The 13,261-nt window shown below is 53.6% G+C and carries 12 protein-coding genes and 1 riboswitch; of the genes, 5 read left to right on the forward strand and 7 right to left on the reverse strand.

All coding sequences use genetic code 11. From position 1 onward, the window contains the following. Positions 1–116: 116 nt before the first annotated feature. Positions 117–740 carry a TIGR04211 family SH3 domain-containing protein gene (locus tag ACVLVH_RS17265; RefSeq protein ID WP_101762988.1) on the reverse strand — a complete coding sequence of 208 codons (624 nt, stop codon included), beginning with the start codon at positions 738–740 and terminating at the stop codon, positions 117–119. Between the two features lie 204 nt (positions 741–944). Between ACVLVH_RS17265 and ACVLVH_RS17270 the strand changes: the two genes are divergently transcribed. From ACVLVH_RS17270 to hldE, 3 genes are read left to right on the forward strand one after another with little or no spacing between them, the layout of a single operon-like run. After that, positions 945–2,255 carry a CYTH domain-containing protein gene (locus ACVLVH_RS17270; protein ID WP_110867315.1) on the forward strand — a complete coding sequence of 437 codons (1,311 nt, stop codon included), beginning with the start codon at positions 945–947 and terminating at the stop codon, positions 2,253–2,255. A gap of 25 nt (positions 2,256–2,280) precedes the next feature. Next, positions 2,281–5,139 (forward strand): bifunctional [glutamate--ammonia ligase]-adenylyl-L-tyrosine phosphorylase/[glutamate--ammonia-ligase] adenylyltransferase, encoded by a 2,859-nt coding sequence (gene glnE, locus ACVLVH_RS17275; protein WP_312464403.1) that lies wholly within the window; start codon positions 2,281–2,283, stop codon positions 5,137–5,139. A 59-nt stretch (positions 5,140–5,198) separates the two neighbouring features. After that, a complete protein-coding gene (hldE, locus tag ACVLVH_RS17280) occupies positions 5,199–6,623 on the forward strand; it encodes a bifunctional D-glycero-beta-D-manno-heptose-7-phosphate kinase/D-glycero-beta-D-manno-heptose 1-phosphate adenylyltransferase HldE (protein WP_210081099.1) in 1,425 nt (474 codons plus the stop codon). A 37-nt stretch (positions 6,624–6,660) separates the two neighbouring features. Here hldE and ubiK read toward each other — a convergent pair whose 3' ends face one another. Next, complete coding sequence (gene ubiK / locus ACVLVH_RS17285; RefSeq protein WP_110867312.1) at positions 6,661–6,966, reverse strand: ubiquinone biosynthesis accessory factor UbiK; 306 nt, start codon at positions 6,964–6,966, stop codon at positions 6,661–6,663. Positions 6,967–7,137: 171 nt separating this feature from the next. Then, a riboswitch (FMN riboswitch) is annotated at positions 7,138–7,287 on the forward strand. A 105-nt stretch (positions 7,288–7,392) separates the two neighbouring features. Between ubiK and ribB the strand changes: the two genes are divergently transcribed. Then, entirely contained in the window at positions 7,393–8,049 is a 657-nt protein-coding gene (gene ribB / locus ACVLVH_RS17290) for a 3,4-dihydroxy-2-butanone-4-phosphate synthase (protein ID WP_312464405.1), read from the forward strand. A gap of 59 nt (positions 8,050–8,108) precedes the next feature. Here the strand turns inward: ribB and ACVLVH_RS17295 are convergent, their stop codons facing one another. Continuing rightward, on the reverse strand, positions 8,109–8,492 hold the full coding sequence (locus ACVLVH_RS17295) for a cell wall hydrolase (RefSeq protein WP_110867311.1): 384 nt from the start codon (positions 8,490–8,492) through the stop codon (positions 8,109–8,111). A 273-nt stretch (positions 8,493–8,765) separates the two neighbouring features. Here ACVLVH_RS17295 and ygiD point away from each other — a divergent pair, with 273 nt between their 5' ends. Next, complete coding sequence (ygiD, locus tag ACVLVH_RS17300) at positions 8,766–9,551, forward strand: 4,5-DOPA-extradiol-dioxygenase (RefSeq protein WP_312464406.1); 786 nt, start codon at positions 8,766–8,768, stop codon at positions 9,549–9,551. Positions 9,552–9,589: 38 nt separating this feature from the next. Here ygiD and ACVLVH_RS17305 read toward each other — a convergent pair whose 3' ends face one another. From ACVLVH_RS17305 to ACVLVH_RS17320, 4 genes are all read right to left on the reverse strand, one after another. Then, positions 9,590–10,753, reverse strand: a complete 1,164-nt coding sequence (locus ACVLVH_RS17305) for a glutathionylspermidine synthase family protein (protein WP_210081101.1) — start codon at positions 10,751–10,753, stop codon at positions 9,590–9,592. A gap of 8 nt (positions 10,754–10,761) precedes the next feature. After that, complete coding sequence (locus ACVLVH_RS17310) at positions 10,762–11,436, reverse strand: DUF1190 family protein (protein ID WP_061720467.1); 675 nt, start codon at positions 11,434–11,436, stop codon at positions 10,762–10,764. A gap of 140 nt (positions 11,437–11,576) precedes the next feature. After that, on the reverse strand, positions 11,577–13,049 hold the full coding sequence (gene tolC, locus ACVLVH_RS17315; protein ID WP_277974123.1) for an outer membrane channel protein TolC: 1,473 nt from the start codon (positions 13,047–13,049) through the stop codon (positions 11,577–11,579). Then, positions 13,046–13,237, reverse strand: a complete 192-nt coding sequence (locus ACVLVH_RS17320) for a hypothetical protein (protein ID WP_225614418.1) — start codon at positions 13,235–13,237, stop codon at positions 13,046–13,048. Before ACVLVH_RS17320 ends, tolC begins: the two co-directional genes overlap by 4 nt. Positions 13,238–13,261 lie beyond the last annotated feature (24 nt).

A 13,261-nucleotide genomic window follows, 5' to 3' on the forward strand; every position in this document is an offset into this window, starting at 1 on the left:
ATTGCGTGCTGAACACGCTTGTTACTTTATTGTTGCATACTTTGGCTAAATATCGGGCACGCCAAAAAGGGCATCTTACGATCCCCTTAAATAAAAGAACAAATCTGCGTGGCGCGTTAGTTCATCCAGCGATCGTTTTTCTTACGACGCGGCACCATATGCGGCAGCAACAGACCCAACAGCAGACCAACGCCCAGCACGCCGCCGCCATACATAAACCACTGCATGATGATGGTGCGCTGCTTGTCATCCAGCTGCACATTGGCGGCGCTGACTTTCTTCTGCGCGACAATCAGCTCATTTTTCAGCTTCTGATTTTCTGCTTTCAGGCCATCAATGGTGCCGTCGCTGTTGGCGACTTTGTTCTGCATCTCAGAAGTGCGCTGATTCCAGCTGTTGTCAATATTCGCTAGCTTGGCCGTCAGATCTTTAACCTGCTGCTCCAGCTGTGGTACGCGAGTACGCAGGCTAGGACTGGCGCTCAGTTGCGACAGTGGAATCCAGTTAGTTTTGCCTTCTGCATCACGAATCTGACCATATTGAGAGTCGTTATTGGTCTGCAGCAAGGTCACTTCTTCTCCGGCGTTCAGCTTACCGATTAGGCGATATTGATCGCCCGGACCGCTGCGCACCCAAGTGGATAATTCATCGGAGATGTAGCGTTTTTCGTCAGCAGCATGAGCAGGTGTGATGGCGCTGAAAGCCAGCAAAGAAAGGGCAGCAAGTGTGATTTTTTTCATTCGATGTCGTTTTTTCTTAATGGCGTAAAATTACCGGCACAGTCTGGAGACGCTTCTCAAAAATCTGAATGAGAACTATCCTGGTCTCAATCCGGTGCGAAAAGGGTCGTAAAAGCACAAGAAAGCGGAGACAGCGGGCTTCCGGTGCATTACTCTTCGCCAGATTAAACTCGTAAGTGCCAGCAGCGTATTGAATAAAAAATTATGACCATCGAAATCGAATTAAAGTTCATTGCTACACCGCAAGCCGCCGAAAAACTGGCGGAAAAGCTTGCCGCGTGGCCACATCAGCATTTCGCCGCGCGCGAGCTGACCAATATCTATTATGAAACCGACGACAACCAACTGCGTCGCTGGGACATGGGCCTGCGCATTCGTGGCGTTGATCAACGCTATGAAATGACGCTGAAAGCGGCCGGTAAAACCGTTGGCGGTCTGCATCAGCGTCCGGAATACAATGTTGATCTCACGGAGCCGCAGCTGGATATCGCGCGCCTGCCAGCCGAGATTTGGCCGCAGGGCACCGATATTGCTGCACTGCAATCGCGCCTACAGCCGCTGTTCAGCACTCATTTCCAGCGCGAAGCCTGGTTGGTGCAATTTGGCGACAGCGAAATTGAAGTGGCGTTTGACCGCGGCGAAGTCGCTGCCGGTGAATTCAGCGAACCGCTTTATGAAGTCGAGCTGGAGCTTAAAAGTGGTCAACGCGATGACATGCTGAAGTTCGCTGAAGCGCTGGTTACGATGGGCGGATTACGTCTCGGCAGCCTGAGCAAAGCCGCGCGCGGCTATCAGCTGGCGCAGGGTAACTTACCGCGCCCCATCCGTACGTTGCCATTGCAGAAAATCGCCGCGAAAGCGTCGGTTGAGCAGGGCATGATCAACGCAATGACTGCGGCACTGAATCATTGGCAATATCACGAAGAAGTGTGGCTGCGTGGTAATAAAGATGCCAAAGCAGCGGTAATTGATGCGCTGGAAACGCTGCGTCAGGCGTTCTCACTGTTTGGTGCGTTGGTGCCACGCAAAGCCAGCAGCGATCTGCGCCAGAAATTAACCCGTCAGGAAGAGTTGCTGGCCGATGATGAGAACAATGCTGAAGCTACCTGCTTTTCGTTAACCTCGGTTGAAGCTCAGTTAGCACTTACTCACTGGCTGGTTGAGTCGCAGTGGCAAAAATGGCTCGACGACAAGAGCAAAAGCAAGCTGCAGGGATCGTTCAAACGCTTCAGCGATATTATGCTGAGTCGTATTGCCGCCGATCTCAGAGAAACATTCGTTGATGTTCAACTGTTCAATGAGTTCCAGGATAAAGCGACGCGCCTGAATCGCCAGTTGTTGGCGGTGAACCTGCTGGCGGGTGCTTATCCGGCCGAAGAGGTGAATGTTTGGCTGGACGGTTGGCTGGAGTTACAGCATGCGATTCGAGAGAAGCAGGAACGTGGCTTAATGCATCTGGTTAACCTGGCCGTGCGCCCCGCACCTTTCTGGCTCAATAGCGGAATCAAACGCTAACGAAAAATCCAATCAGGGAGAGAAGATGTTGTTACCGTTACCGGCGCTCATGCAGGCGCAGTTGGCTAATGTGGCAGAGCGACTTAATTTGCCATCCTCAGCGTTCACGCCAGAACAGGCGGGCGCGCTGACCTTTAGTGACTTTATCCTCGATAACCTGCAGCAGCATCCCGAATGGTGGCATCATCTGCAACAGCAAGCGCCTGCGCCAGATGAGTGGCAGCACTATGCCCGCTGGCTGAATGACGTGCTGCACTCAGTTGAAAATGAAACCTCCCTGATGCGTGAACTGCGTTTGTTCCGTCGTCATATGCTGGTGCGCATCGCCTGGATGCAGGCGCTGCAACATGCCACTACCGAACAAAGTTTGCAGCAACTCAGCACGCTGGCGGAAATCCTCATCGCTGCCGCGCGCGACTGGGTTTGGCAGGATTGCAGCCGCGACTTTGGTACGCCATGCAATGAAGCTGGTGAAGCCCAGCCGATGCTGATTCTCGGCATGGGTAAACTCGGCGGCTGTGAACTCAACTTCTCTTCTGATATCGATCTGATTTTTGCCTGGCCGGAAAACGGCGTAACCCAAGGTGGACGGCGCGAGCTCGACAATGCGCAATTCTTCACGCGCATGGGGCAGCGGCTGATCAAAGTGCTCGATCAACCAACGGTGGATGGATTTGTCTATCGCGTGGACATGCGCCTGCGTCCGTTTGGTGATAGCGGTCCGCTGGTGCTGAGTTTCGCGGCACTGGAAGATTATTATCAGGAGCAAGGCCGCGACTGGGAACGCTATGCGATGGTCAAAGCCCGGCTGATGGGCGACGATCACGGCCACTGGAGCCAGGAATTGCAGCAAATGCTGCGGCCGTTCGTCTATCGCCGCTATATCGATTTCAGCGTGATTCAATCGCTGCGTAACATGAAGGGCATGATTGCGCGCGAGGTGCGTCGACGCGGCTTGAAAGACAACATTAAGCTCGGCGCCGGCGGCATTCGTGAAACGGAATTCATTGTGCAGGTGTTCCAGCTGATTCGCGGCGGACGTGAGCGCTCACTACAACTGCGCTCCTTGCTCCCTACGCTCAAAGCAATTGGTCAGCTGGCTTTGTTAAGTCAGAAACAGGTCGATCATCTACGTGAAGCCTATTTGTTCCTGCGTCGGCTGGAAAACCTGCTGCAAAGCATTAATGACGAGCAAACGCAAACGCTGCCAGAGAACGAGCTCGACCGCCAGCGCTTAGCCTGGGCGATGGGCGCGGCAGACTGGACCGCGCTGATGGCGCAGCTTGAGCTGCAAATGGCCGGTGTGCGCGCCATCTTTGACGAGCTGATTGGCGACGATGCACCGGATGTCGACGATCAGCCGCAGTTGGCCGAGTTTGCCGGGCTGTGGCAGGACGCGCTGGAAGAGAGCGATCTCATCCCGGTGGTACCGCAATTGGACGATGCGCAGCGTCACGCGCTTTACAACGCGTTGAACAACTTCCGCCAGGATGTGAGCCGCCGGACTATTGGTCCGCGTGGTCGTCTGGCGCTCGACCAGTTGATGCCGCGTCTGCTCAGTGAAGTTTGTCCGCGCGAAGATGCCGATGTGCTGCTGAATCGTCTGACGCCGTTGTTGCTGGGCGTGCTGACGCGCAGCACTTATCTGGAATTACTCACCGAATATCATGGCGCGCTGCGTCATCTGATTCGTCTGTGTGCCGCGTCACCAATGGTTGCCAGCCAATTGGCGCGCTATCCGCTGCTGCTGGATGAGTTACTCGATCCCGCAACGCTGTATCAACCTACCGCAACCGACGCTTACCGCGACGAACTGCGCCAATATCTGCTGCGTATTCCCACCGATGACGAAGAGCAGCAGTTGGAAGCATTGCGCCAGTTTAAACAGGCGCAGCATCTGCGCATCGCCGCTGCCGATATTGCTGAAACGCTACCCGTAATGAAAGTGAGCGATCACTTAACCTGGCTGGCAGAAGCGATTATTGAATCCGTGGTGCAGCAAGCCTGGCAGATGATGGTGCAGCGATATGGTCGTCCATCGCATTTGACTAGCGACAGTGAGCGCGGTTTTGCGGTTGTCGGTTATGGCAAGCTGGGTGGTTGGGAGCTGGGTTACAGCTCTGACCTTGATTTGGTGTTCCTGCATGATTGTCCGGATGATGCGGAAACCGATGGCGAGCGCGTCATTGATGGTCGCCAGTTCTATCTGCGCCTGGCGCAGCGTGTAATGCATCTGTTTAGCACGCGCACGTCGTCCGGCATTTTGTATGAAGTGGATGCGCGTCTGCGTCCTTCTGGCGCGGCGGGTATGCTGGTCAGTACTTTTTCCGCTTTCAACGAATACCAGCGCAGCGAAGCATGGACCTGGGAACATCAGGCGCTGGTGCGCGCGCGCATCGTGTTTGGCGAACCTGCGCTCTGTGAACGCTTTGATGAAATCCGCCGTAACGTTCTTTGCCTGCCGCGAGACGTTGAGACGTTGCAAAAAGAAGTGCGTGAAATGCGCGAAAAAATGCGGGCGCATCTCAGCAACAAACAGAAAGGTCGCTGGGAAATTAAGACCGATGAGGGCGGTATCACCGACATTGAATTCATCGCGCAATACCTTGTCTTAAGCTACGCGGCCGATCAGCCAGCGTTGACGCGTTGGTCGGATAATGTCCGCATTTTCGAATTGATGGCGCGTCATGGCATTATGCCGGATGAAGAGGCGCAGGCTTTGACGCATGCGTACGTCACGCTGCGTGATGCGCTGCACCATCTGGCATTGCAGGAATTACCGGGCCATGTGGCGCCTGAAGCCTTTGTCGCTGAACGCGCGGTGGTCAACAACAGTTGGCAGCGTTGGTTAAGCGGTACCCAATCTGACAGCGCGGAACAGTGAGCCTGATGGCTTATGTGGTAATATCCCGCGCATTATTTTGACCGTGTTGGAGTCTCTGAATGAAAGTAACACTGCCCACTTTTGGCAAGGCCACTGTGCTGGTCGTCGGCGATGTGATGTTAGATCGCTATTGGTATGGCCCAACCAGCCGTATTTCCCCGGAAGCGCCGGTGCCGGTGGTGAAAGTGGATACCATTGAAGAGCGTCCAGGCGGCGCGGCAAACGTCGCCATGAACATTGCTGCGCTCGGTGCAGCATCACGGCTGATTGGCTTGACCGGCGCCGATGATGCCGCGCGCGTGTTGAGCGAAACCCTGCAAAAGGTCAACGTCGACTGTGATTTTGTGGCGGTACAAAGCCATCCAACCATCACCAAATTGCGCGTGCTTTCGCGCAATCAGCAGCTGATTCGCCTCGATTTCGAAGAGGGTTTTGAGCAGATTGATCCGCAGCCGATTCACGATCGTATGCGTCAATCGCTGACGCAAGCGGGTGCGCTGGTGCTGTCTGACTACGCCAAAGGCGCGCTGAACAGCGTGCAGACCATGATTCAATTAGCGCGTGAAGCTAAAGTGCCGGTACTGATTGATCCTAAAGGCACTGATTTTGAACGTTATCGCGGTGCAACGCTGCTGACGCCGAATTTGTCTGAATTCGAAGCGGTTGTGGGTAAATGCAAAAGCGTGGAAGAGATTGTCAGTCGTGGCATGCAGTTAATCGCTGATTATGAGCTTTCCGCGCTGCTGGTAACCCGTTCTGAAAACGGTATGACGCTGCTGCAGCCGGGCAAAGCGCCGCTGCATCTGCCTACGCAGGCGCAGGAAGTGTATGACGTGACCGGTGCGGGCGATACGGTGATTGGCGTGCTAGCCGCAGTGCTGGCGGCTGGCGACAGCCTGGAAGAAGCCTGTTTCCTGGCGAATGCTGCGGCTGGCGTCGTCGTCGGGAAGCTCGGTACTTCCACTGTCAGCACTGTTGAGCTGGAAAATGCCATTCACGCCCGTCCGGAAACGGGATTTGGTGTGATGACCGAAGCGGAGCTGAAAGCCGCTGTTGCGCTGGCGCGTCAGCGTGGTGAGAAAGTGGTAATGACCAACGGCGTGTTTGACATCCTGCACGCTGGCCATGTTTCTTATCTGGCGAATGCGCGCAAGCTGGGCGATCGCCTGATTGTGGCCGTTAATAGTGATGCCTCGACGAAGCGTCTGAAAGGCGAAACGCGTCCGGTCAATCCGCAAGAAAACCGTATGATTGTGCTGGGTGCGCTGGAAGCGGTGGATTGGGTGGTGCTGTTTGAAGAGGATACGCCACAGCGTCTGATTGCGGGAGTGCTGCCAGATCTGCTGGTAAAAGGCGGCGACTACAAGCCGGAAGATATCGCGGGTAGCAAAGAAGTGTGGGCAAACGGTGGTGACGTGCGCGTATTAAACTTCGAAGATGGCATCTCAACCAGCAACATCATCAAAACGATTCGCAGTCATTAAGTGTGAATGGGCGGGAGGAAAACTCCCGCCCATTAGCTTACTGCGGAGTATCGATTTTCCCAGCGGGATCTGGCGTGACGATCGCCGGCGCGGGTGCCGCTGGACTTTCACTTTCTAACTTCGCCAGGCGCTGTTCCAGCGCAGCTAATTTCTCGCGCGTGCGCAGCAGTACCTGCGTCTGCACATCAAACTCTTCACGATTAACCAGGTCCATGCGCGTCAACTGCGCCTGCAATACCTGACGGATTTTCTTTTCGACATCATCGCCAAAATCGCGAATCCCTTTCGGCATCGCTTCATGTACCTGGCGAGCCAGTTGTTCAATTTTTTTCGTGTCGATCATGATTATTTCCTGGTTACGGTGGCCGATAGCTGCGCGTGTTCGGACTCAATAGCTATTAAGTGTAATGCCTGAAACGAAAAGGTTAAACCTGAAATCCGCAACGCAGGAAATGCAAAAGCATTTGCACTTTTGTCGATTGCCCGACCAGATGATTGGCGTTATAGTTTGTTCGCTTATTCTCAGGGCGGGGCGAAATTCCCCACCGGCGGTAAATCAGCTCTCGCTGAAAGCCCGCGAGCGCTCTCACAGTAATGTGAGAGGTCAGCAGATCCGGTGTAATTCCGGAGCCGACGGTTAGAGTCCGGATGGGAGAGGGTAACGACATCAGCCGGGCTTTGCCCGCGTCACGTTTTTGCCATGTGTTTTGTACGCACTCCTAAGCACGCCCTGGTTCTGGTAACTCATATTTTATAAGGTTTTTTTACCATGAATCAGACGCTTCTTTCTGAATTTGGCACGCCTGAACAGCGTGTAGAGCGCGCCATTGATGCGCTGCGCAACGGCCGCGGTGTAATGGTGCTCGACGATGAAAATCGTGAAAACGAAGGTGACATGATCTTCCCGGCAGAAACCATGACCGTTGAACAGATGGCATTAACCATCCGTCACGGCAGCGGTATTGTGTGCCTCTGCATCACCGAAGAGCGCCGTCAGCAGCTTGAGCTGCCAATGATGGTGGAAACTAACACCAGCGCTTACGGCACCGGTTTCACGGTGACAATTGAAGCTGCAAGCGGTGTGACCACCGGCGTTTCTGCCGCCGATCGCATCACCACGATTCGCGCTGCGGTGGCTGATGGCGCGAAGCCTTCAGACCTTAACCGTCCGGGCCATGTTTTCCCGCTGCGTGCGCGTGAAGGCGGTGTTCTGTCACGTGATGGACACACCGAAGCGACTATCGATCTGGTGACGCTGGCGGGATTTAAACCTGCAGGCGTATTGTGCGAATTAACCAATGATGATGGCAGCATGGCGCACGCGCCAGAAGCGATCGTGTTTGCTAAGCAACATGATATGCCGGTCGTCACCATTGAAGATTTGGTGGCGTATCGCCGTCAGCGTGAAACGCGTCACGCCAGCTAACTGAATTAATACAGAAGAAAGAGGCCGGATAGATATCTATCTGGCCTCTTTTTTTTGTTTTAACGATTGGCATAAAACACGTGATTGCCAATTACTACTGTACGCTGAAAGGTATGACGCCAGGCCGGTTTAGCATGATGTGCATGGAAAAAGGTCGCGCCTTTCGTTACGTCCTGTAATTCCCCTTCAACAATCTTCTGTGCCAGCTTTCTGGCGCGTTGCCAGCTTTTATCTTCATGTGGTGGATAACGATAAGGATGCTTTTTGAGAGACGTCCAGGAGAACTGCTTAGGTGCATACACCACAGGACAGATCTCTTTGACATCCCAATTGGCCCGGTTCATGGTCACCGTACCAACGGCTATTTGTCCTTTAATCGGTTCGCCACGCGCTTCATGGTAGATATTCATCGCCAGGCACAATATTGCTCCCTGAATTAACATAAATTCCAACTCATCTTTCTAAAACCGAGGGGAGTTTAAGAAGTAGATTGATTGGATGTAACAAGACTGGTCTCGCTCGGTCTTAGGTGCGGGCTATATCACTGATATCTAAAAGGCTCGCGTGCAATATTAAGACCTAACCTGTGTCGAATTTATCCGCCCTATATCATTCAAATTCTCTGACAGAGATCATCATACTTATCAGCGTTAATCCCCTGGTGAAAGCGCGTATCGTAGCGGTTAACAAAGCGACACTTCGTCAAAGGATTAATCATGAGCACTACACGCATGCCTGCGCTGTTCCTTGGTCACGGCAGCCCGATGAACGTACTGGAAGATAATCGTTATACCCAAACCTGGCAGCAATTGGGCGCAACCTTGCCGCGTCCACGTGCGATTCTCGCGGTTTCGGCGCACTGGTACACACGCGGCACGGCGGTGACGGCGATGAATAATCCGCGCACTATCCATGATTTTGGTGGTTTCCCGCAGGCGCTATTTGATGTGCGCTATCCCGCGCCGGGATCGCCAGAACTGGCTCAGCAAGTGATGAATTTACTGGCTCCGATCGCCGTTCATGCCGATCAGGAGTGGGGTTTTGATCATGGTTCCTGGGGGGTGCTGGCAAAAATGTATCCCGATGCCGACATCCCAGTGGTGCAACTGAGTATCGACGGCACTAAACCTGCTGAATGGCACTACGCATTGGGGCAAAAGCTGGCGTCATTACGAGATGAGGGTGTGATGATCGTGGCCAGCGGTAACGTGGTGCACAATCTGCGTATGCTGCGCTGGCAGGGCGCAGAAACCGCGTATCCGTGGGCGGAGAGCTTTAATCAGTTTGTACGTGAGAATCTGGATTTCCACGGTGAGGCAGCAGATCACCCATTGGTGAACTTTATGCAGCATCCGGATGCACAGCTTTCGAACCCAACGCCTGAACACTATCTACCGCTGCTCTATATTCTTGGCGCGCGTGCCGCTGATGAAGCGATCAGCATTCCTGTGGAAGGGATGGAGATGGGCGCGATCAGCATGATGTCAGTGCAGATTGGCTAATGCGCAAGGCCGCCCGAAGGGTGCGGGCGGCACAGCTTTTATTCAATGAAGGTATGCGGATAGAAGCGCGACAGATCCTGTGTGATCAAGGCACGATCTTCGCGTAAGCCGATGCCCGCAGGTTGATCGTCAATCAGCCAACTGCCGATCAAGGTATAGCTATCACCAAATTTCGGTAGCTGATAGAACTGCTGGATAATCATGCCTTCTTCGCCATACGGACCATCGGCGCGGGCGATCTCCTGACCGTTTTCAATGATACGAATATTGGCACCTTCGCGTGAAAATAGCGGTTTCACCACGTACTTATCCATCTGCGGCGCGTTCTTATCATCGGCAAAGTAAGCGGGCAGCAAATTGGGATGATTAGGAAACATTTCCCACAGCAGCGGTAACAACGCTTTATTGGAAATGATGCTTTTCCAGGCCGGCTCCAGCCAACGCACGCCCGCATCCGCCAGCTTGGTAGAAAACACTTCGCGCAGCATGAATTCCCATGGATAGAGCTTAAACAGATTGCTGATAACCTGATCGTTTACGTCGGTGAACTGGCCTCTTTCACCCAATCCAATCTCGTCAATATAGAGAAACTCGCTCGGCAATCCGGCTTCAGTGGCGCAGTCCTGCAGATATTGCACCGTGGCGCGATCTTCCTCAGTATCACGGCAGCAGGAGAAGTGTAGCCAGTTGAAACCGAACTGCTGATGCAGCGTGGCGAAGCGCTCAATCAGCTTCTCTTGCAGGCTGTTGAACTGGTCGCTGCCCTGCGGCAGATTGCCCGCTTTGACCTGGTCTTCCAGCCAAATCCACTGAAAGAAGGCGGCTTCATACAGCGAGGTTGGTGTATCAGCGTTGTTTTCCAGCAGCTTAGCGTCACCTTTGCCATCCCATGCCAGATCGAGGCGCGAATAGAGCGAAGGCTGGCGCAACTTCCAGGAATCACGCACAAAGTCCCAGGTGTGCTTAGGAATACAGAAACGGGTGAGCAGCTCGTCACTGTTCACCACTTTTTCCACCGCCTGCAAACACATCTGGTGCAGTTCGGCGGTGGTATCCTCAAGCTGTTCAACCTGCGCTAGCGTGAATTGGTAGTACGCATCTTCACACCAGTAAGGTTCACCATACATGGTGTGAAACTGGAAACCATACTCCGCGGCTTTTTCACGCCAGTCTGGACGTTCGGGGATTGCAATACGTTGCATGCTGCGGCTTAGCCTCCTAGCGAGCGGCTGCCGGTGCCAGAAGCACTACTGCGCTGCATGGTGTTTTGTTTTGCCACGCTGTCACCAAAGCCGCCACGCGTAATGGTGGAAGTGGTCGCGGGTTTCGGCGCCATTGCTGTTTTCGGCACGTTGATGGTGCGGCCCGATGTGGCATTACCGTAGTTTTTACCCGCAGCATCAACAAATTTACCGTTTGCCGGGCTGTTCGGATTTTTTGGCGAGAACAGGGGCTGCTGGGCAAAGCCTGCACCACCGCTCATCATGCGTCCCATCATGTAACCGGCCATCAACGGCATCCAGAAGCTACCGCTTTGCTGAGCTTCAGCATTGTTTGCGGTGGTACCTACACCCGCTTGTGCAGGCGTTTGCTGGCATTGGTTTTCACCAAACTCAGCCACACAATCTTCGCGTGTAGCGTATTTTGGCGCGGTACGTTCGGCTTCTTTCTGTGCGTTGTTATACGCAGTGGTACATTGCGCGCTCTGGCCTGGATTGGCTTTGGCGCAATCATCCGCGTTTTGATAGAGCGACACCGTTTCGTCACTCTGCTCGCAGCCTGCCAGCATAAACACTGCGCTTACGGCAAAGGCGACTGGCGTTAAGTGGCGTGCCTGCCAGCTTTTACGAAAAGCGGCATGGCGAATATTTTTCGTCCGTTTCATTATTTTCATCCTGTGCCCAAAGGTGGGGTAAGGATAGGGGATGAGCGGTGGAAAATGAAGCGCGAAGCCAGATGGGGAAAGGATCTTTACGTAGCTATACGATTGAATGCGAAAGGGGCCGCATACGGCCCCCTGGGGAATTAATTACCGAATGGATTTCCGCTGCTGCGTGCGGCAGCTGGACGGGCTTGTGCGGCAGTTGAAGGCGATGAAGCTTTCGGACCGTTATCCACACGCGCGGCCTGCTGGTTATTCTCCGGCGCCACCACTTCTGGTGTCGTGGTGATCTCTTTGCCCAGCGTGCTGTTCAGCTGCTGCAGATCCTGCTCGTTCAGCGTACCCAGCGCATATTTGATATTCAGCTGGTTGATCAGATAGCTATAACGCGCATCAGAAAGCTGCTGTTTAGCATTGAAAAGCGTGGTGGTCGCATCCAGCACATCAACGATAGTACGCGTACCGACCTGGTACCCGGCTTCCATCGCATCCAGCGAGCTTTGTGCAGAGACAACGGCCTGCTTATAAGCATCAATGCTGCTGATTGAGGCATTCACGTTATTGAATGATGAACGCACCGTCTGAACCGCGCTACGATGCGCGCCTTCCAGCTGTTCGCTGGCCGCGACATAGTTGTACTGCGCCTGTTTCACCTGCGAGGTGACCGAACCGCCGCTGTAAAGTGGCATGGTGAAGCTCAGGCCAACCTGGTTAGAACCGGTGATGGAATCGGTGCTGCCAGCGCTCTGATTGGCGCGACTGCCGCCATATTTGCTATTCGACATACCGGTTGAGGCGGTCAAATCCAGCGTCGGCATGTGGCCGGTTTCGGCTGAACGAATCTGTTCACGCGCCAGATCCTGGCTCAGACGCGCAGACAGCAAGGTCAGGTTGCGGCTTTCCGCTTCTTTCAGCAGGCTGGCCACAGCATCTGGACGCGCGGTTTTGAAACGATCGATATTCAATGAAGCCAGCGACAGATAATCCATGCCGGTAATCTGACGCAGCGATTCCACCGCATTATCGAGGTTGTTACGTGCGGTCACTTCGTTAGCCAGCACGGTGTCATACTGTGCACGGGCGTTTTGCACGTCAGTAATCGCGACCAAACCCACGTTAAAGCGCTGCGTGGTTTGATCCAGTTCGCGGTAGATAGATTGTTTCTGTGCTTCGGTGTAAGAAAGCGTGTCGATTGCCTTTAACACGTTAAAATAGGCAGTCGCCGTGTTAAGAATCAGGTCTTGCTGAGCAACCTGATAGGTAACATCCTGAATACCGGCCTGTTTTTCCTGCAGCGACAGCGCACGCCATTTCGACATATCGAAAATAGTTTGAGTTAATTGCAGAGAGGCGCTGGTCGTGTTGGAATGAAGTCCGCTGCTGTCACGGTAGCCATTGTCATATTTGTAATCTGCGCCCAAGCCTAACTGCGGCAATAATGGACTACGCGCTTCATTGATTTTCTCAAATGCAGCGTCGCGGTTAGCGGCAGAAGATCGCAGATCGGGGTTGCTAAGGCGCGCCTGCTGATAGACCTGCAACAGGTTTTCTGCCTGGCTGGCAAGGCTGAATCCGCCCAGAGTCAGCCCAATAAAAAGTGGGAGCAGTTTTTTCATTTGCATTCCTTTTGTTGCAGCAAAATGCACTGGTAGTGCTGCAGGTAAGCCAAAAAAATAATCGCCGATTCTACAGAGGCGGCGTCAGAGATAAGTTGGCTGAACGTGCCTTCTTCCCCTAATTTACGTAAATAATTCAAAAAGAACCACTCGGACGGAGCGGTAGACTTGGCTTTTCTTTGCTCCATCCCAATCTGCATAAGGAATCAGAC

This window comes from Kluyvera sp. 1366, assembly GCF_054823405.1.